The organism is Escherichia sp. MOD1-EC7003, from assembly GCF_002965065.1.
Taxonomy (GTDB): Bacteria; Pseudomonadota; Gammaproteobacteria; order Enterobacterales; family Enterobacteriaceae; genus Escherichia.
In genome coordinates, this window is sequence record NZ_PTRE01000090.1 from 1 (window position 1) to 20157 (window position 20157).

At 52.2% G+C, this 20157-nt stretch carries 13 protein-coding genes and 3 pseudogenes; 5 read left to right on the forward strand and 11 right to left on the reverse strand.

What is annotated here, in order from left to right:
- Window positions 1-301: 301 nt before the first annotated feature.
- Window positions 302-376, reverse strand: a pseudogene (locus A7090_RS27300) (hypothetical protein); the annotation flags it as partial.
- A 455-nt stretch (window positions 377-831) separates the two neighbouring features.
- Window positions 832-2193: a prephenate-dependent tRNA uridine(34) hydroxylase TrhP gene (trhP, locus tag A7090_RS16170; protein ID WP_105274790.1), complete on the reverse strand. Its 1362-nt coding sequence runs from the start codon at window positions 2191-2193 to the stop codon at window positions 832-834.
- A gap of 201 nt (window positions 2194-2394) precedes the next feature.
- Here trhP and A7090_RS16175 point away from each other — a divergent pair, with 201 nt between their 5' ends.
- Complete coding sequence (locus tag A7090_RS16175; protein ID WP_059219455.1) at window positions 2395-3000, forward strand: hypothetical protein; 606 nt, start codon at window positions 2395-2397, stop codon at window positions 2998-3000.
- 30 nt (window positions 3001-3030) lie between these two features.
- Here the strand turns inward: A7090_RS16175 and A7090_RS26650 are convergent, their stop codons facing one another.
- The 9 genes and pseudogenes from A7090_RS26650 to mdtA all read right to left on the reverse strand — a co-directional run bounded on the left by A7090_RS26650 (window position 3031) and on the right by mdtA (window position 16244).
- On the reverse strand, window positions 3031-3657 hold the full coding sequence (locus A7090_RS26650) for a hypothetical protein (protein WP_241957277.1): 627 nt from the start codon (window positions 3655-3657) through the stop codon (window positions 3031-3033).
- Window positions 3658-3788: 131 nt separating this feature from the next.
- The gene (locus A7090_RS26655) at window positions 3789-4427 is read right to left on the reverse strand and encodes a HEAT repeat domain-containing protein (RefSeq protein WP_241957278.1); all 639 of its coding nucleotides are present in this window, start codon (window positions 4425-4427) and stop codon (window positions 3789-3791) included.
- A 10-nt stretch (window positions 4428-4437) separates the two neighbouring features.
- Window positions 4438-5157, reverse strand: a pseudogene (locus tag A7090_RS16185) (tetratricopeptide repeat protein).
- 104 nt (window positions 5158-5261) lie between these two features.
- A complete protein-coding gene (baeR, locus tag A7090_RS16190; protein WP_105274791.1) occupies window positions 5262-5984 on the reverse strand; it encodes an envelope stress response regulator BaeR in 723 nt (240 codons plus the stop codon).
- The gene (baeS, locus tag A7090_RS16195; protein WP_105274792.1) at window positions 5981-7384 is read right to left on the reverse strand and encodes an envelope stress sensor histidine kinase BaeS; all 1404 of its coding nucleotides are present in this window, start codon (window positions 7382-7384) and stop codon (window positions 5981-5983) included. The genes baeR and baeS overlap by 4 nt, the downstream gene beginning before the upstream one ends.
- Window positions 7381-8796: an MFS transporter gene (gene mdtD, locus A7090_RS16200; RefSeq protein WP_105274793.1), complete on the reverse strand. Its 1416-nt coding sequence runs from the start codon at window positions 8794-8796 to the stop codon at window positions 7381-7383. Before mdtD ends, baeS begins: the two co-directional genes overlap by 4 nt.
- Window positions 8797-11874 carry a multidrug efflux RND transporter permease subunit MdtC gene (mdtC, locus tag A7090_RS16205; protein WP_105274794.1) on the reverse strand — a complete coding sequence of 1026 codons (3078 nt, stop codon included), beginning with the start codon at window positions 11872-11874 and terminating at the stop codon, window positions 8797-8799. It lies immediately after the preceding gene.
- Window positions 11875-14997, reverse strand: coding sequence for a multidrug efflux RND transporter permease subunit MdtB (mdtB, locus tag A7090_RS16210; RefSeq protein WP_105274795.1), 3123 nt, complete (start codon window positions 14995-14997; stop codon window positions 11875-11877). It lies immediately after the preceding gene.
- Window positions 14997-16244, reverse strand: coding sequence for a multidrug efflux RND transporter subunit MdtA (mdtA, locus tag A7090_RS16215; RefSeq protein ID WP_105274796.1), 1248 nt, complete (start codon window positions 16242-16244; stop codon window positions 14997-14999). Before mdtA ends, mdtB begins: the two co-directional genes overlap by 1 nt.
- A gap of 277 nt (window positions 16245-16521) precedes the next feature.
- Here mdtA and A7090_RS16220 point away from each other — a divergent pair, with 277 nt between their 5' ends.
- From A7090_RS16220 to A7090_RS16235, 4 genes and pseudogenes are all read left to right on the forward strand, one after another.
- On the forward strand, window positions 16522-16578 hold the full coding sequence (locus A7090_RS16220; protein WP_100792650.1) for a type I toxin-antitoxin system Ibs family toxin: 57 nt from the start codon (window positions 16522-16524) through the stop codon (window positions 16576-16578).
- 217 nt (window positions 16579-16795) lie between these two features.
- Window positions 16796-17455: a vWA domain-containing protein gene (locus A7090_RS16225; RefSeq protein ID WP_105274797.1), complete on the forward strand. Its 660-nt coding sequence runs from the start codon at window positions 16796-16798 to the stop codon at window positions 17453-17455.
- Window positions 17452-18213 carry a PP2C family serine/threonine-protein phosphatase gene (locus tag A7090_RS16230; protein WP_105274798.1) on the forward strand — a complete coding sequence of 254 codons (762 nt, stop codon included), beginning with the start codon at window positions 17452-17454 and terminating at the stop codon, window positions 18211-18213. Before A7090_RS16225 ends, A7090_RS16230 begins: the two co-directional genes overlap by 4 nt.
- Window positions 18210-20150: pseudogene (locus A7090_RS16235) on the forward strand (helix-hairpin-helix domain-containing protein). The gene A7090_RS16230 and the pseudogene A7090_RS16235 overlap by 4 nt, the downstream one beginning before the upstream one ends.
- Window positions 20151-20157 lie beyond the last annotated feature (7 nt).

Here is a 20157-nt window from a genome sequence, read left to right on the forward strand (position 1 = left end):
CTGGCGCATTTGCTTTATCATGTAAAAATCCTCTCTGCTCAGCATGAGTGTTCCCTTTGTGGTGTAGGAACCTTAAGGAAACAACATGTTGGGTGGAGCGGACAATCCAAATGGTGAATTACTGTCTTATATCATTGGCGCTGACAGATTGGTCTGTAGATAGTGTAGAGCAGAAAAGAAAAGGTGGCGTCAGAACAGGATGAAAGTCGGAGGATAAAAAATCAGTTCGAGTATGGGGGATTCAGTGGTTACCAGTAGGGCTTGCAATGGGGGCAGTGAATGTTAACGGTAGCCACGGATAAAATTTACCGATACTTGTCTCATCATTATTCACTGCACAACCAGACATAAGAAAAACATTCATTAATTTCTTCAACACCATTATTAAATGTGAGTAATAATGACAAACAGATAGATGAAACTAAAGCGGAATTTTTATTTTATGCAGCCATCAGAAAATGATGTCAAAATATTCCAATGCTTTCGGTTCATTTTTTTGTAAGCATTAAACATGCACACTCTGGCTGTGCGTAGCGAAACCCGTGCGAACACGATGCCGTTAAGTGAAAGGTATTGTGCTATGAAGGGGGAATCTATCGATGTGGTCAATGGAAGATGGCTACCAGGGATAAATCCTTCTGTTTCATTGAGTGAGTCGCAAAAAAATAAGCCCGTGTAAGGGAGATTACACAGGCCAAGGAGGTGGTTCCTGGTACAGCTCGCATTTTATGGGTTATGTTTTTCAGCGAAACGGATGATAACCTTAATAAATGCAGCTGTATGTGATCGGTTTCTAAGAATTTTCCATCCGCGAAAAATAATCGAAATTAATCATTTAGCGTGCGGGTTACGCGTGGTTTCACCGGAGAAATTACGCATCAGCAGCGCGTAATCCAGTTCGAGATCCTGCGGTACTGGGATCCACACAGTATAACCATCGCCAGGTGCGACTGGCATTGCTTCACCTTTGGCGTTTTCCATATGCGCAAGGGTAAAGTTAATGTTGCCTTGCGGCGTCATCAGCTCAAGGCTGTCGCCAACGGAGAATTTATTTTTCACCGCTACCGCCGCGAGGTCACCCTTGCGCTCACCGGTAAACTCACCAACAAACTGCTGGCGGTCAGAAACTGAATAACCGTATTCGTAGTTCTGATAATCGTCGTGAGTATGACGACGCAGGAATCCTTCGGTGTAACCACGATGCGCCAGACCTTCCAGAGTTTCCAGCAGGCTGGTATCGAACGGTTTTCCCGCAGCTGCGTCATCAATAGCTTTACGATAAACCTGCGCAGTGCGTGCGCAATAGTAGAAAGATTTGGTGCGGCCTTCGATTTTCAGCGAGTGCACGCCCATTTTGGTCAGGCGTTCTACATGGGCGATGGCACGCAGATCTTTCGAGTTCATGATGTAAGTGCCGTGCTCATCTTCAAACGCGGTCATATACTCGCCCGGACGTTGGGCTTCTTCAATCATAAACACTTTGTCGGTTGGCGCGCCGATACCCAGCGTCGGCTCAACATTTTGCACTGGAATCGGCTCGTACTTGTGTACGATGTTGCCGACGTCATCTTCTTTCCCTTCCTGAACGTTGTACTCCCAGCGGCAGGCATTGGTGCAGGTGCCCTGGTTCGGGTCGCGCTTGTTGATATAACCAGAGAGCAGGCAGCGACCAGAGTAGGCCATGCACAGCGCGCCGTGAACGAAGATCTCGATCTCCATATCCGGCACCTGATTACGGATCTCTTCAATCTCTTCCAGCGACAGCTCGCGAGAGAGGATCACGCGGGTCAGGCCCATTTGCTGCCAGAATTTAACCGTCGCCCAGTTCACAGCGTTAGCCTGTACCGAGAGGTGGATCGGCATTTCGGGGAAGTGCTCACGCACCAGCATTATCAACCCTGGATCGGACATAATCAGCGCATCCGGCCCCATTTCCACCACCGGTTTCAGGTCACGGATAAAGGTTTTCAGCTTGGCGTTGTGCGGAGCAATGTTGACCACGACATAAAACTTTTTCCCCAGCGCGTGGGCTTCATTGATGCCGAGCTGGAGATTTTCGTGGTTGAATTCATTGTTGCGCACGCGCAGGGAGTAACGCGGCTGGCCTGCATAAACTGCATCTGCGCCATAGGCGAAAGCGTAACGCATATTTTTCAGCGTTCCCGCCGGGGAAAGGAGTTCCGGTTTAAACATAATTCTCTCGTTCTGATGACAGGTCAGATCCGCTTCACCTGATGAAGCGGCCAGGGGAGTTCCCCCACTTTAAGGGCGGGCATTGTAGCGCAATCGGCGGGGGTGGCTCCAGTGTAATTGTGATGAGCTTTTCGATGCCTGGCGTACAATTGACATCAGAATTGAGTATATTTACGACCGTGAATGTTAAGGAGTTAAAACATGTGGATGTTAAAGAAGGGATTCACGCTGGCTCTGTTGGTTCTGTTTTCTCTGCCCGCTACTGCCGGTCTTTCGCTGGAGGAGACTGCTCGCAAGGTGATTATCGGCTTTCAGCAAGAAGATGCTCAATTAATCAACTCGTTAATTGATAAAAAAACGGGGTTGTATGTTCTCTTCCAGCGTGGCGCTTCGATGGATGTCGAAAATTTTAAGTCAATTGATTTTAAAACGCCTGTTCCCGAGTATTTGCTGTGGCCTTCGGCAGGGGAACATATTCCGCGAGATGAAGAGTTTGATAAGAAAACTATCCCGGAATTTGACTGTGAACGTGGCTGGAATAAGCACGGATATTTTATTAGCAGCAGCGATACACACCATAAAGTCAGCCGTAATTTGGTCTTCACGCAGATGTTTGGTTCACCGCGAAACACTATTTCTGATGCGCAGATTGCCGCAGCGCGTCGAATGGAGTACGGGGCCGTGCGTGTGGTCGCTGCGCCAGAAGGGGGTAGCGATGGACTGGTATTTTATTTAAGTCAACTTTACGGTTATGACCGTGACTGGTATCTGACGGTGGTGGATCAGATTGGTGATTGTGGGGCGTGATAAAGATTTATCCGTCCGCAAGCAGTGATGCTATTTAAAAGGTATGTAACCCCATAATCTGTTGTGAAGTTCCGGATTGCGGGTAAAAAGCGCCTGAAGTTGCTGACGCTGGGGAGCATTCGGTTGAATGCCCGAAAGATTGAAATTGCGTTGCCATACTGCGAGCTGTTTACCTGCAAATTCTTCAGTTAGCTTGTGTTGCGATTGCAGCAGAAGAATTAAACCGTCCCATTTGTTCAAACTATGATACAGCCGACAATATGCGCAAGCATGTTTAACTGACGGCGCGTTTTCCAGCAACTGACGTATTTCCTCGAACGTGAGCGGAACGCGACACCATACACATACGTTAACCATAAATCGAAGCCCGGAGGCGTCCGGGTTAGCCAGTGTGGTCAGAATAATCCCTTTGACACCACCATCAGGATTGGCTTTCGCAAGAATGTGCATAGCGGCTAAACGCAGTGGGAATACATCCTGTGATAATCCCCATTCTGCCAGTTTTAAAATATTGGCATCATGAATGGAGTCCAGCCCATATAAAGCAGCCCGGCGCTGTGAGGGAGTATATTCAGTCGAGGTGACAACATGACGCCAGAATTGTGCAACATCCATGACTTTTTGCAGCATGTTTTTAGCGCGTAGACGGATCAACATATTGTTATCCAGCAGTAATGCGCTGTTCAACGCTGGAGGAATTTCTATAGCTCGGTCAGTAAGGCTAAACAATGTTGCTTGTCGAATATGCGGCCAGCGGTCTTTTAACAGACGAGTTAATACCGCTTCGCTTAACGGTAATTGTTGGCGAGCCAGTGGATGACCGCCAGCATTCGTAAACCTTCGTCGGGCTGCTTGAGTATTAAAAGCAGCGAAGATTCATCATTAAAATAGCCATATTCAATCAGCGTTTGTAATACTGAGCGGGAGAGGTTTTTATCAGGGAAAGTAAGCCAGCGCATTAATTGCGGGCGGTTATTTTCTTTCAGTAAGAAGCTCAGGATCTCGTCTACAAAGGCACGATGAGCGTAACGCTGGCATTGGAGAAGGTTACGTATCAAGGGAAGGTTAACGGCAAATGCAGCTGCATTCTTATCCTTCATTAAATGAAGTAACGCGGAAGAAGCAGCGATATGTACTTCTTTTGCCCAGTCATTGGCAGCAAGTAATAGTTCTTCTATAGCCGCAATATCCTCTTTGTGTCCCAGACATTGCACGGCCTTTTCTCGTATATATCCATTATGGTGATGGGTAAGCTGACAAAGGACCTGGGTATCATGGATATCACAATCATGCGCTAAATAATTGCCTGGCTCGACTATCATTGCCTGGAGTTGTTGCACGACCTCATCCGCTGGCTGTTTTGGTGTTAATGTCGGGTTGTTGTTTTTGCGCCAGAAAAAGGAAATTAATTTTTTAATCGTAATCATCCTGGTCTTCTCAATCGACACGAAGGTAAGGGCCGTCTGCACTAACGTTGGCCCCGAAGCCACAGTCGTTTGGCGTATCGGTGCTTACATCAAGCGTTTCGGTCGTAAGTTTAAGAGCAATATTGCAGTGAATCATATCGTCGGCATCATCACGCAACGCGATTACGCCTGTGCCATTTTTAAGCGTTACAGATTCAGAAAATTCACCGATATTTGGTCCAACGTAAATACCCATCATGCCAAAGTAATAACCCTGATAATCTACCTGCATCGTGCCTGTTAACCGCGCAGGTTTAAAGGTGAACGTACTCCATGTCGCTTTGCCCGCGTAGCCCCAGTATTCACTGGTTGCTGAAAAATCAGCGGGCAAAGCCGCGAGCTTATCTTTGATAAGCTGCAAATTGTAGATGGATTTGGGATCTTGCGGTTTAAGCATGAGCCAGGCACGGGCTTTGCGCCATTGATTCTCGCGCATCTAGGTCAGCGCGACATTGTTATAAGCCGTGGCGATCGCTTTCTCATCATCGGCTTTACAGTCTTCACTCCATGCAGCTTGCTGTTCAAAGTATTTGCGTGCCGCAGGGTAGTTTTTCGCTTTATACAGTGCTTGCCCCTGACTTGCATAGTTGTCGATTTTTGCACAGTCAGCGTGAATTTGCTCGTCAGTTATTTCAGCACAGGCATTAGCCGACAGTAGCAAAATCAAAGATATGACAAAGGGTAATCGCATGCTAAATCCATTTAAAGTAAATAATTCCAGCTGGGATAGTAACGCTGTGAAAATCGGAAATAAAGCCGGACGCAACACACCTGCGCCCGGCGTAGCGATAAATGTTAAGCGATGCGGCAGGCGTCGGCTTCCCAGCGGTAACCGACACCGTAAACGGCACGGATAAATGACTGCTCTTCGTCGAGAGATTCCAGCTTGCGGCGCAGGTTTTTAATGTGGCTGTCGATGGTGCGGTCGGTCACCACACGGTAGTCGTCATAAAGATGATTGAGCAATTGCTCGCGGGAGAATACTTTTCCTGGTTCATGAGAGAGCGTTTTCAGCAGACGAAATTCCGCAGGTGTCAGGTCAAGCATTTTACCGCGCCAGGAAGCCTGAAAACGACCTTCGTCGATAATTAACGGACTTTCGGCATCCTGTTGCTGTAACTCGCGCTGCGGTTTGCAACGGCGCAAAATGGTTTTTACGCGTGCCACGACTTCCCGCGGGCTGTACGGCTTGCAGATATAATCATCGGCGCCAATCTCCAGCCCGAGCAGACGGTCGATCTCTTCGATTTTTGCCGTCACCATCACGATTGGTATGTCAGAAAAACGACGGATCTCCCGGCACAGCGTCAGGCCATCGGTGCCTGGGAGCATCAGATCCAACAAGATCAGATCCGGAGGCGTCTGGCGTACATACGACAGTACCTGATCGCCGTGACTGATTAGCGTTGGCGCGTAGCTTGCGGCACGCAGGTAGTCGATGAGCAACTGCCCCAGCTTCGGTTCATCTTCCACGATCAAAATACGTGGCGTGTTTTCGTCGATTGGTAACTCGGTCATACTTCTCTCTGTAAATCCCGTTCCAGCGGTAACTCTACTGTAATGCTTACCCCGCCAAAAGGCGAATGAGTGGCAACAATGCAGCCATTATGTGCCTCAACAATGTTCAGGCAAATCGCCAGCCCCAGCCCGGAACCGCCGCTGGCACGGTTGCGGGAACCTTCGGTGCGATAAAAACGTTCAAACAATTTTTGTAGCTGATCGTCACTGACGCCTGGCGCACTGTCGGCAAAGGTCAGGCGCACCGTTTTGTCGCGCTGCTCAGCCGAGATTTGCAGGCTGCCGCCGCTGTCGGTATAGCGCAGGCTGTTTTCCAGTAAATTATTGAATAACTGCATTAAACGGTCGCGATCGCCAAATACGGTAATACTGTCTGGCAGGGAAAATTGCAGTTTCAGGCCACGGCTGGCGAATCGTTTGCGAAATGCGCCGCCCGCCATTTCCAGCAGTGGGATCAAATCTACCGGTGCTTTTTGATAGGCGAGAGCGCCTTCATCAGACATCGACAACTGATGGAGATCGTCAACCAGTTTCGTCAGTGTACCGACCTCTGCCTGTAAAGACGCCACCGTCTCCGGCGTGAATTTACGCACGCCATCCTGAATGGCCTCCAGTTCACCGCGCAGCACCGCTAATGGCGTACGCAGTTCGTGAGAAATATCGGCCATAAAATCGCGGCGCATCTGCTGGTTTTTCTCCAGCGTGCTGGCGAGCTGGTTGAAGTCTTGCGCCAGCTTGCCCAGTTCATCTTCACTGGTAGGCGTCACGCGGGTAGTGAAATCGCCCGCCGCCAGTTTGTGTGTGCCATCGACCAGTCGTTTTACCGGAGCCAGCAAACCGCGAGCCAGTGGGAATGTTGCCAGCGCCGCCAATAAGGTAGATAAAGCCACAATCAGCCAGCTGGTTTGCCGCTGTTGTTTATCAAAATTGATATCGGTATTGCGGGTTAACCGTTCAACAGGTGAGGCAATCACTGCGCCAACTTCAACACCATTGACCAGAATGGGCCGTCGTGTACCGTCCGGTGGAATGGGAGAGCGTGGGCCAACCAGCACTTTGTTGTTTTGATCGACCACCCAAAACTGGGTGCGCCAGCCGTGTGGCGGCATACCCGGAACGGGTTTATCTTCCGAATTATCGTGTTCAAATGAACGCAGTATCTGAAAGACAAAGCGATCATTATTGCGCAGAAAACGCCAGTTACCGTGTTGGGCGTATTGTTCGCCAAGTGCATCACCGAGCATTTGCAGCCGCTGTTCATTACCATGCTTAATGTAATCGATAAAGCCGCGCTCAAAACTGATACGTACCGCCCAGTGCATCGTGATCAATAAGATAATGCAGGTGGCGAAAATCGCCAGAAACAGTTTGCCGGTAATACCGGGTCGCCAGAACTTCATTGCGCGCTCCTTTTTCGCCGCGAAATAGCTACATTTTGATGCGTATCGTTCGGCACTCTGGCAAAGATGAACGCCGGAAGGGCGATGATAAACGCCATGCTAAGCCAGGTGTACATAAAGACGGTTTGTGTGGTGCCGCTGTCGGCGCTGACATGCTGCGAACCAAAAAGCCCCAGCAACAGTCCGGCGATAGTCACGCCAATACTCATCGACAATTGCATAATCATCGACAACAGACTGTTGCCGCTGCTCGCCAGATTGTCCGGCAGATCTTTCAGTGTCAGGGTGTTCATGGAGGAGAAACGCGTCGAGTTGACCATTCCTTGTACAAACAGGACGAATGGCAAAACGTAGTACCAGCCCAGCAGCGCGGTAGTCATAAACAGTAGGGTGACCAGCGACAGACCCAGCGTGGTCGCCACCAGTACCCGACGATAACCAAAGCGATTCACCACCTGCACCACAATCCGCTTCATTCCCATGCTGCCGAGCACCATCGGGATCATCATCAGTCCGGCATGAAACGGCGAGAAACCGAGGCCGATCTGTAAGAAAACCGGTGTCATAAAGGGCAACATGCCACTGCCGATACGTCCGGCAAAGCTCCCCGCAAGGCCCAGCGAAAAGGTACGAGTGCGGAACAGTTTCAGACTGAAAAGAGCGCGGTTGTTATTTCTGGCGTGCAGCAGATAAAGCACCAGCGCCACCACGCCAACAGCGACCAGTCCGGCAATCGCCAGCGGTGAAAGTTCCGTGCCTTTACTGCCATCCAGCGCCAGCGTTAATACCGCCATGCCAACTGCCAGCAACAGAAAACCAGAGAGATCAAAGCGCCGCGTCTGCATGGTGTAGTTCGGCATCAACATCAGCGTGGCGATCGCACCGATAATCCCCACCGGAATGTTGATCAAAAAGATCCAATGCCAGGATGCGTACTCTACCAGCAGACCGCCGAGCGCCGGACCAAGCAGCGGGCCGACCTGACCGGGCAGCGTGACAAAGGTCATCGCCGCCATATATTGTTCGCGAGGAACAATTTTCATCACCGTCAACCTGCCGACCGGCACCATCATCGCGCCGCCAACGCCCTGTAACGCTCGTGCCAGCAACAGTTCGTTCAGCGTGCCGGAAAGCGCGCAAAACAGTGACCCGAGAGTAAACAGTACAATGGCGGTAAAGAAAATATTGCGTACGCCGACTTTGTCTGCCAGCCAGCCGCTGGCGGGCAGCATCACCGCCACAGTCAGCACATAAGAGACAATGACCATGTGCATATGCAACGGACTTTCCCCGAGGCTTTGCGCCATTGAGGGAAGGGCGGTGTTAACGATGGTGGTGTCCAGCGACTGCATAAAGAAGCCGAAAGCCACAATCCACAATTGCCAGCGGGTGCTGTCGGGAAGAGCTGTCATTTACACGGTTACCATTTGTTTAGGTTTACGCGAAAAACGCAGCCGCAGACGGTCGAAAAAGAGATACACCACCGGCGTGGTATACAGCGTCAGGAGCTGACTCATAACCAGACCGCCGACAATAGTAATCCCCAGGGGTTGCCGCAGTTCCGAGCCGTCACCGCCCGACAATACCAGCGGCAGCGCGCCAAACAGCGCCGCCAGGGTGGTCATCATAATCGGGCGAAAACGCAGCAGACAGGCCTGGAAAATAGCCTCCTGCGGCGTCAGATTACCGTGTCGTTGAGCTTCAAGCGCAAAATCGACCATCATAATGGCGTTTTTCTTTACGATGCCGATTAATAGCATAATCCCAATCAGGGCGATTAGGCTGAACGGGGCATTGAACAGTTCCAGCGCCAGTAACGCCCCAACGCCCGCCGAGGGCAGGGTGGAGAGAATGGTCAACGGATGCACATAACTCTCGTAAAGGATACCCAGCACGATATACACCGTGGCGATGGCTGCGATAATCAGGATCACCTGCGAGTTCATCGTCTCCTGGAACACCTGCGCTGTTCCGGCAAAACTGCCGCGCACCGTCGAAGGCACGCCAAGCTGGGTCATTGCGCGGTCGATTGCCGCACTGGCGTCCGAGAGCGATTTTCCGGTCGGCAAGTTGAACGAGATGGTCGAGGCCGCTGACAATCCCTGATGATTCACCGACAACGGGGCATTCGCCGGTTGCCATTTAGCGAAATACGACAGTGGGATCGCTTTGCCTTCGTTATTAATGACGAACATTTTTTCCAGCGCACTGATGTCCTGGGTATAGCGAGGATCCACTTCCATCACCACTTTGTACTGGTTCATCGGCTGGTAAATGGTCGAGATTTGCCGCTGACCGAAGGCATTGTTCAGCAGGCTGTTGGCGGCCTGCACGTCGATTCCCAGACGTGCCATGGTGTCGCGATCGTAAACCAGATTCATCTCCGCGCCATTATCCTGTTGGTCGGAGTTTACGTCTGCCAGTTCCGGTAACGTTGCCAGTTTTTTGCGGATTTTCGGCTCCCATTCGCGCAGTGCTGCCAGGTCGTCGGATAGCAACGTATACTGGTAACTGGCATTCGACTGACGCCCACCAACGCGAATATCCTGCACCGCCATCAGGAACAGATTCGCCCCTGGCTCTTTCGCCAGCTTCACACGCAGACGGTCGATAATTTGCTGCGCCGTTTCGCTGCGTTCGTCGCGTGGCTTGAGGGTGATAAACATCATCCCGCTGTTCACCCGCGAACCGCCGGTAAAACCGGTGACATTATCCACTGCCGGATCGTCACGGATAATTTTCATGAAATCCTGCAACTTACCGCGCATCGCCTGAAATGAAATACTCTGATCTGCCTGTATCCCGCCCATCAACACACCGGTGTCCTGCTCCGGGAAGAAGGTTTTCGGAATCGAAATATACAGCCAGATATTCAGCGCGATGGTGCCAAGCAGCACCATGCCCACCAGTCGGGTATGATTGAGTACCCATTTCAGCGACTTACCGTAGCCTTGTTGTAGTGCAACCAACATCCGGCCAAAACCGCGCAGCCGCTTTTGCTCACGCGGCTTGCTGGCTTTCAGCATCCAGCCGCACATCATCGGCGTTAGCGTCAGGGAAACCAGCAACGAAATACCAATGGCGACAGAAAGCGTCACGGCAAACTCACGTAACAGGCGGCCCGGCAATCCACCCATCAACAGCAGCGGCAGGAACACAGCCACCAGTGACAGACTCATCGACAGCACTGTAAAGCCGACTTCGCGAGTACCTTGCAGCGCGGCCTGTAGTGGTTTCATTCCCGCCTCCAGATGACGGGCAATATTTTCCAGCACCACGATGGCGTCATCTACCACAAAACCTGTGGCGATAGTGAGAGCCATCAGCGACAGGTTATTGAGACTGAAACCGCACAGGTACATCGCCGCAAATGTACCAATCAGCGAAACGGGCACCGCAACGGCAGGAATAATCGTGGCGCGACCCGAGCGCAGGAATAAAAAGACCACCAGAATCACCAGCGCCACCGAGATAATCAGCGTTTGTTCGACTTCTTCCAGCGAGGCGCGAATGGTAGGGGAGCGATCCTGGGCAATTTGCAGATCAATCGCCGCCGGAATGGTCTCCTGCAACTCCGGTAATTTTGCCCGGATACTGTCTACCGTCTGGATAATATTGGCTTCCGGCAGCTTGCGGATCATCAACAAAATAGCCGGTTTGGCGTTGGTCATCCCGGCGTTGCGTACATCTTGTACAGAGTCGGTCACCGTCGCCACATCGCCCAGACGAACCGCGCCGCCGTTGTTGTAATGAATAATCAGCGGCTGATATTCAGCGGCGGTTTTCAGTTCATCGTTAGTTTGGATCTGCCAGCGGTGAGTGCCATCTTCCAGCGCCCCTTGCGGTTTACGTACGTTGGCATTGTTGATGGCGGTGCGTACATCGTCCAGCGACACGCCCTGATTAAACAGCGCCAGTGGATTCAGCCCGACGCGCACCGCAGGCAGCGAACTGCCGCCGACATCGACATCACCAACACCGTCGATTTGCGAAATCGTTGGAGCCAGCTGCGTCGAGGCAAAATCGTACAGTTCACCTTGCGAATAAGTATCGGACGTCAGCGTGAGGATCATAATTGGCGCATCCGACGGGTTCGCTTTGCGATAGGTCGGACGGCTGGGCATTCCGCTGGGTAGCAAACTTTGCGCGGCGTTGATCGCCGCCTGCACATCACGCGCCGCGCCGTTGATATCCCGGTCAAAATCAAACTGCAAAATAATGCGCGTGCTGCCGAGCGAACTGCTGGAAGTCATTTCACTGACTCCGGCAATGCGCCCAAGCGAGCGCTCCAGCGGTGTGGCAACGGAAGATGCCATTGTCTCTGGCGCTGCACCGGGCAGCGAGGCGCTGACCATTATCACCGGAAAATCGACCTGCGGCAGCGGGGCGACCGGCAGCATACGGAAGCCCAGTATGCCGCACAGGGTAATGGCGACCGACAGTAAAATTGTTGCCACCGGGCGGTAAATGAAGAGGGCAAAAAACTTCACTTACGCCTCCTCTTCATGACGGGCAAAGCGGCTTTTAGTCCACAGTGCCAGACGGTCGAACAGCAGATAAATCACCGGCGTGGTGAACAGCGTCAGTACCTGGCTGACAACCAGACCACCGACCATACCAATGCCTAACGGACGACGTAGTTCTGCGCCGACGCCAGTACTCAACATCAGCGGCAGCGCGCCGAGCAGTGCCGCCAGAGTGGTCATCAGGATCGGACGAAAACGCAGCAAACAGGCCTGATAGATGGCATCGCGCGGCGACATGCCTTGTTCGCGCTCGGCAGCCAGCGCGAAGTCGATCATCATGATGGCGTTCTTCTTTACGATCCCAATCAGCAAAATAATGCCGATAATGGCGATCACATCCAGTTCGCTACCGGCAATCAGTAACGCCAGCAATGCGCCGACCCCTGCCGTTGGCAACGTAGATAGAATGGTGATCGGATGAATAAAGCTTTCGTACAGAATGCCGAGCACGATGTACATCGCCACCACTGCCGCGACAATCAGCCAGACAGTGCTGCTCAGCGCCGACAGGAAGGCGAGGGTACTACCCTGGAACTGCGTGGTGATATCTACCGGTAGATTCAGCGTCTTCTCAGTGTCCATAATCGCCTGCACCGCATCGCCCAGCGAATAGTTATCCGGCACGTTAAAGGAGATGGTCGTTACCGGGAACTGATCCAGATGGTTGATGGAGAGCGGCGCAAAACGCTGCTCAATTTTGGCAATCGCGCTTAATGGCACCACGCCGCCGTCGCTGCTGGTCAGGCGAATAGTCTCCAGCGCCGTAAGCCCTGGGGTATTTTCGGTGTTGTGTTCCAGCACCACGCGGTACTGGTTGGCCTGGGTATAAATAGTGGAAATCAGCCGCTGACCAAACGCGTTGTACAGGGCGTTATCGACGTCTGCCATGCTGATCCCCAGACGGCTGGCGCTGTCTCGGTCCACATTGACATACGCCACCAACCCTTTGTCCTGCCAGTCGCTGGAGACATCAGAAAGCTGTGGCAGCTGTTGGAGTTTTTCCATCAACTGTGGCACCCAGGTATTGAGCGCATCCAGTGAGGTGGCCTGCAAGGTAAACTGGTACTGGGTGCGGCTGACCTGAGTATCAATGGTCAGATCCTGCGTTGGTTGCAGGAAGAGTTCGACACCCGGCACTTTATCCACCGCTGTTTGCAAACGGGCGATGACTTTTTGCACCCGGTCATCACGTTCATCCAGTGGTTTGAGGTTGATTTGTAAACGCGCACTGTTCAGCGACGGGTTCGTACCGTCAACGCCAACAAATGAGGTCAGGCTTTGCACCGCCGGGTCCTGCAAAATCACATCCGCGACCTGACGTTGCCGCTGGGCCATATTGGCAAAGGAGCTGGATTGCGGTGCCTGCAAGGTGCCCTGAATAATGCCGTTGTCCTGTACCGGGAAGAAACCTTTCGGAATGAACACCCACAATAGAACGCTAAGCAGCAGCGTGCTGAGAGCCACGCTTAAGGTCAGCCACGGATGATTCAGCACCTTCACCAGTCCGCGACCATAGGCGGCGATTATCCTGTCGAACATTTTCTCCGAGGCACGGGAGAAGCGGTTCTGTTTACGCAGCGACTCCTGGCTGAGCATCCGTGCGCACATCATCGGGGTCAGGGTCAGCGACACCACCGCTGAGATCAAAATCGCTACCGCCAGGGTAATAGCAAATTCGCGGAACAGTCGCCCGACGATATCGCCCATAAACAGCAGCGGGATCAGTACTGCAATCAGTGAGAAAGTCAGTGAGATAATGGTAAAGCCGATTTCACCTGCGCCTTTGAGCGCCGCCGCCAGCGGTTTTTCGCCTTTTTCGATATAGCGGGAAATATTTTCGATCACCACGATGGCGTCATCGACCACGAATCCGGTGGCGATAGTTAACGCCATCAGCGTCAGGTTATTGATTGAAAAATCGAGAAACACCATGACCGCGAAGGTGCCGATTAACGACAGCGGCACCGCGACACCGGGAATGATGGTCGCCGGAATATTGCGCAAAAACAGGTAGATAATCATGACTACCAGCGCGATAGCCATCATCAGCTCAAACTGGGTATCGTTGACCGATGCGCGGATGTTGGTGGTGCGATCAGAAAGCACCGTCACTTTGACCGATTTCGGCAAACTCTCGGTGAGCTGTGGCAGCATCTGCCGGATGTTGTCGGCGGTGGAGATAATGTTAGCACCAGGCTGGCGCTGAACATTCATTACAATGGCCTGTTCTTTATTCGCCCACGCGCCGAGCCAGCTGTTTTCAGCCCCTTGCTCTACGGTTGCGACATCGCCAAGACGAATCGGCGCGCCGTTCTGGTAGGCGATAATCAACTGGCGATATTCTTGCGCAGATTGCATCTGGTCATTCGCGGAAAGCGTGACCGCGCGAGAAGGGCCATCAAGGCTACCTTTAGCCGAGTTAACGTTCGCGCCGGTAATGGCGGTGCGCACGGTTTCGCTGGTCAGGCCGAGGGCGGCAATCGCCTGAGCGTTAAGTTTGACGCGGACAGCCGGACGCTGACCGCCGGAAAGCGTCACCAACCCGACACCGGAAATCTGCGAGATTTTCTGCGCGACGCGGGTTTCCACCATATCTTCTACCTGGGTCATTGGCATGGCGGTTGAGGTGACAGCGAGCGTCATGATCGGTGGATCTGCCGGGTTCACTTTGCTGTAAACCGGCGGGTTAGGCAGATCGCCTGGTAACAGGTTAGTGGCGGCGTTAATCGCGGCCTGCACCTCCTGCTCGGCGACATCCAGCGGCAATGTTAGCTGGAACTGTAAGGTGATAACTGACGCGCCACCGGAACTCTGCGATGACATCTGTTTCAGGCCGGACATCTGCCCAAACTGGCGTTCAAGCGGCGCGGTAACCGCAGAGGTCATGACATCCGGACTGGCGCCAGGGTAGAGGGTGACTACCTGAATGGTCGGGTAGTCCACTTCCGGTAGCGCTGAAACCGGCAGGGCGCGATAACCGATAATCCCGGCGAGTAAGATAGCCACCATCAGCAGCGTGGTGGCGACAGGACGCATAATAAACAGGCGCGACGGGCCGCCTGTGCTGCTCGGGGGTAACACCTGCATCAGGAGCGAGCTCCTTTTTTCGCGTATTCGCGGCTGGTGGCTTTCTCTTCTGGTGCGGTGGTGCTCTGGGCTTCCAGCACTTCCACTTTCGCGCCTTCGGTCAGGCGATCAATGCCGTCCGTCACTACGCGATCGCCCGCAGAAATACCTGCGCGGATCACCACTTTCTGGCTGTCCTGAATGCCCGGTGTCACCAGATGTTTGCTGACTTTGTTTTCGCTATTCAGTACCCAGACAAAATGGCCTTCGTTGCCCATTTGCAGCGCGGCGGTGGGGATCACCACGGCATTTTGTTCGGTGTCGACTAACATACGCGCGTTAACAAACTGATTGGGAAACAGCGCATCATCCTGATTATTAAAGCGTGCTTTCACTTTAATCGTACCGGTAGTGGCATCGATTTGGTTGTCGAGACTTAACAGCGAGCCTTCACTTAACTTCTTCGAGTTGGTGCGATCCCAGGCTTCAACGATCAGCCGTTTTCCGGCTTTTTGCGCCTGCACTACGGTAGCAATATCGCTTTCTGGCAGGGTAAAGAGCAAATCGATAGGATGCGTCTGGGTGATCACCACAATCCCGGTGGTATCGCCACTGGAGATTTGGTTACCAACATCAACCTGCTTGAGACCAACGCGACCATCGACTGGCGCGGTAATACGGCTCCAGTCGAGTTGCAACTGTGCGCTGGCTACGCTCGCTTCATCGACCTTAACGGTGCCTTCGGTTTCACTGACCAGCGCCTGTTGAGCGTCCAGTTCCTGGCGGGAAACGAGATTGGTTTTTGCCAGTTGTTGATAGCGCGCCAGGTCACGGCGGGCATTGGCAAGCGTCGCTTTATCTTTTGCCAGTTGCCCCTGGGCTTGTGCTAATGCAACGTTGAACTGGCTGGGGTCAATTTCGGCCAGTAAATCGCCTGCTTTGACCTGCTGGCCTTCCTGGAAATGCAACGCCATCAACTGACCATCCACACGGCTACGCACCGTAACGGTGTTAGCCGCGGTAATAGTGCCCAGTCCGGTGAGATAACGTGGCACTGCCTGTTCTACGGCGGTCGCCGCCTGTACTGGGGCTAATGGGCCGGAACGCATACCACGACGACCACCCGCGGGTGGTTGCTGTGCTTGTTTCGTCGCATCTGGCGCTACACTCTGGGATTCACTGCGGCCTTGCCAGAACCAGAGTGCGGCGATGGCGGCGATAACCACCACGCTTACGATTACCCAACGGGATTTATAACTGCCTTTCATCGTTAAGAGTTTCTCTTCCTGAACGTTTCGCGCAATGTTACTAGTGTAGCCAGCCAATAAGGGAGAAAAATGGAGGAATTATGAAACACTGTCGGGAATCGTCTGAATGACGGGCACATTTGCGAGCACGCATCCAGTAATAACACAGGAAACTATTTTATCTACGCGTTAGCGATAGACTGCATACAGGGCGAAAGGAGGTAGGCCGACGATTTCAGCGGGACGCTGAAACGGGAAAACCCCTCCCGAGGAAGGGGCCTTAAATAAGGAAAGGGTCATGATGAAGATACTCATCATCGTGGTGCTCTTAGTCATTAGCTTCCCGGCTTACTAAGACTACCAGGGCGGGGGAAACCCCGCTCAACCCTCACTCCTGAAAATATGTCACTCTGCCCTTACTGTCAATCGACGGATCCCCATTCTTGCGAGGCGAATAGCAAAATTATCTTCGCCGCCGGGCTTAATTCTGAAAATGTCTTCGTTTGCTCTTATTTCATTATTGCAATCGATATGATAGCGGACCTCAATAATTCTCTAAGAAGGGATTTCTTATGAGCGAACAAATCACGTTTGCCACCAGCGATTTTGCCAGTAATCCAGAACCACGCTGCCCCTGCATTTTGCTACTGGATGTTTCTGGCTCGATGAGCGGCAGACCTATTAATGAACTTAACGCCGGATTGCTTACCTTTCGCGATGAACTGCTTGCCGATCCGCTGGCCTTAAAAAGAGTGGAGCTTGGCATTGTGACGTTCGGCCCGGTGCATGTGGAACAACCATTTACCAGCGCCGCTAACTTTTTCCCGCCCATCCTGTTTGCCCAGGGTGATACACCAATAGGCGCCGCCATTACCGAAGCCCTGAATATGGTTGAAGAGCGGAAACGTGAGTACCGCGCAAATGGTATTTCGTATTATCGCCCGTGGATTTTCCTGATCACTGATGGTGCGCCAACCGATGACTGGCAGGCCGCCGCCAGTAAAGTGTTTGCGGGGGAAGAGGATAAGAAGTTTGCCTTCTTTTCCATCGGTGTCCAGGGGGCTGATATGAAGACTCTGGCACAAATCAGCGTCCGTCAGCCTTTGCCACTGCAGGGATTACAATTCCGCGAACTGTTTAGCTGGTTATCGAGTTCGCTACGTTCGGTTTCTCGCTCCACGCCGGGAACGGAAGTTGTGCTGGAAGCGCCAAAAGGCTGGACGTCAGTGTGACCTGGCGCCTGGTTTATGCATCCGCTGTTGGAACGTCGCACATCAGCGCTGATTTGCCTTGTCAGGATGCCTGCCAGATGCAGGTTGCCTGGCTAAATGACCAGCAGCCATTATTGTCGCTATTTGTCGCTGATGGCGCAGGCAGTGTCTCGCAGGGAGGTGAAGGTGCGATGCTCGCCGTCAATGAAGCGATGGCTTATGTGTCGCAAAAAGTGCAGAACGGTGAATTTGGACTCAATGATGTCCTCGCAACGGATATTGTACTGACCATACGTCAGCGACTTTTTGCCGAGGCAGAAGCCAAAGAATTAGCGGTTCGCGATTTTGCCTGCACATTTCTGGGACTGATTTCATCGCCTAAAGGCACCTTGATTATGCAGATTGGCGATGGTGGCGTGGTGGTGGATTTTGGTCACGGTCTGCAATTGCCTGTCACGCCGATGGTGGGTGAATATGCCAATATGACGCACTTCATTACCGATGAAGATGCCGTTTCCAGACTGGAAACTTACACCGGCACTGAGTGTGCGCATAAAGTTGCAGCATTTACGGATGGTATTCAGCGCCTGGCGTTAAATATGCTGGATAATTCTCCGCATGTGCCTTTCTTTACCCCGTTTTTCAATGGACTGGCGTCAGCAACGCAGGAACAACTCGATTTATTACCTGAATTGTTAAAACAGTTTTTGTCCAGCCCGGCGGTAAATGAGCGTACCGATGATGATAAAACTCTGGCACTGGCTATGTGGTTACCATGAAACCCACTTTATATACTGCTACTGGTGAGTGCGTTACGCCAGGCCGTGAACTGGGCAAAGGCGGTGAAGGTGCGGTTTATGAAATCGAGGAGTTTGTCGATAGCGTCGCCAAGATTTACCACACGCCGCCACCTGCCTTAAAACAGGACAAACTTGCCTTTATGGCTGCGACAGCTGACGTGCAGTTGCTGAATTATGTCGCCTGGCCGCAGGCAACGCTTCACGGTGGACGAGGTGGAAAGGTTATCGGTTTTATGATGCCGAAGGTTTCAGGTAAAGAACCGATTCATATGATCTATAGCCCGGCACATCGTCGTCAACGTTACCCTCATTGTGCGTGGGATTTTCTACTCTATGTTGCGCGCAATATTGCTTCATCTTTTGCTACGATTCACGAGCACGGGCATGTTGTGGGTGACGTAAACCAGAACAGCTTTATGGTAGGTCGCGACAGTAAAGTGGTGCTGATCGATAGCGACTCCTTTCAGATTAACGCCAATGGCACACTGCATTTATGCGAAGTCGGCGTATCGCATTTTACGCCGCCAGAGCTGCAAACCCTGCCGTCATTTGTCGGCTTTGAACGCACCGCGAATCACGATAATTTTGGCCTTGCGTTGCTAATTTTTCACGTCTTGTTTGGTGGACGTCATCCTTATTCCGGTGTGCCGCTTATCTCTGAAGCGGGTAATGCGCTGGAGACGGATATTGCCCATTTCCGTTATGCCTACGCGCCAGACAATCAGCTACGTGGCTTAAAACCGCCGCCACGATCTATTCCGCTATCGATGTTACCGGATGATGTTGAAGCCATGTTTCAGCAGGCGTTTACGGAAAATGGCGTGGCAATCGCGCGTCCGACGGCAAAAGCGTGGGTAGCGGCACTTGATTCTCTACGTCAACAGTTAAAGAAATGTACCGTTTCGGCAATGCATGTTTACCCCGGTCATTTAACCGACTGCCCGTGGTGTGCGCTGGATAATCAAGGTGTTATCTATTTTATTGATCTCGGCGAAGAGGTCATTACCACCGGTGGGGATTTTGTGCTGGCGAAAGTCTGGGCGATGGTGATGGCGTCAGTGCCACCGCCAGCACTACAACTGCCTTTGCCCGGTCATTTCCAACTCACCGGTTTGCCTCTTCCTGTAGGGCTATTGCCGAGTGAATACATCATTCTGATAGAAATCTTGCTGTCAGTGTTATCTCTATTGCTTTGCAGTTTTCAGAAGGAGCCGCATTTTATTATTTTACTTCCAGTACTGGCGGTTATTTGGATTGTTGGCAGCCTGACAGGTAGAGCCCATAAAGCGGAAATCCAGCGTCGCCGCAAGGCTTTTAATAGCGCAAAAATGAACTATGACCATTTAGTTAACTAGATCCAACAGGTAGGGGGGCTGGAAGGTTTTATCGCCAAACGGATGATGCTCGAAAAAATGAAGGATGAAATTCTGGGGTTACCGGAAGAAGAGAAACGCGCTCTGGTAGCACTTCATGACACCGCAAGGGAACGGCAGAAGCAGAAGTTTCTGGAAGGATTTTTTATTGATGTTGCCTCTATTCCCGGCGTTGGCCCTACGCGTAAAGCGGCGTTACGGTCCTTTGGTATTGAAACCGCGGCAGATGTTACCCGACGCGGCGTTAAGCAAGTGAAAGGGTTTAGCGACCATTTGACTCAGGCGATTATCGACTGGAAAGCGAGTTGCGAACGCCGTTTTGTGTTCAGGTCGAATGAAGCGGTAACGCTGGCAGACAGACAGGCAGTAACGGCGAAAATGGCCGCCAAACGACATCGACTGGAAGCCGCATTGACAGAGGGCGCGGCAGAGTTGCAGCGATTCCATCTTCATGCATCTGCACGGGCTATGCCGTTGATGGAACCGCTACGTCAGGCAGCGGAGAAACTGGCCCAGGCGCAGGCTGATTTAAGCTGTTGTTGAGCTATTT

Bases quoted from the DNA above. Each gene is read 5' to 3' on its own strand.
- trhP (WP_105274790.1), bottom strand. From the start codon at position 2,193: ATGTTTAAACCGGAACTCCTTTCCCCGGCGGGAACGCTGAAAAATATG.
- A7090_RS16175 (WP_059219455.1), top strand. From the start codon at position 2,395: ATGTGGATGTTAAAGAAGGGATTCACGCTGGCTCTGTTGGTTCTGTTT.
- A7090_RS26650 (WP_241957277.1), bottom strand. From the start codon at position 3,657: ATGTTGATCCGTCTACGCGCTAAAAACATGCTGCAAAAAGTCATGGAT.
- A7090_RS26655 (WP_241957278.1), bottom strand. From the start codon at position 4,427: ATGATTACGATTAAAAAATTAATTTCCTTTTTCTGGCGCAAAAACAAC.
- baeR (WP_105274791.1), bottom strand. From the start codon at position 5,984: ATGACCGAGTTACCAATCGACGAAAACACGCCACGTATTTTGATCGTG.
- baeS (WP_105274792.1), bottom strand. From the start codon at position 7,384: ATGAAGTTCTGGCGACCCGGTATTACCGGCAAACTGTTTCTGGCGATT.
- mdtD (WP_105274793.1), bottom strand. From the start codon at position 8,796: ATGACAGCTCTTCCCGACAGCACCCGCTGGCAATTGTGGATTGTGGCT.
- mdtB (WP_105274795.1), bottom strand. From the start codon at position 14,997: ATGCAGGTGTTACCCCCGAGCAGCACAGGCGGCCCGTCGCGCCTGTTT.
- mdtA (WP_105274796.1), bottom strand. From the start codon at position 16,244: ATGAAAGGCAGTTATAAATCCCGTTGGGTAATCGTAAGCGTGGTGGTT.
- A7090_RS16225 (WP_105274797.1), top strand. From the start codon at position 16,796: ATGAGCGAACAAATCACGTTTGCCACCAGCGATTTTGCCAGTAATCCA.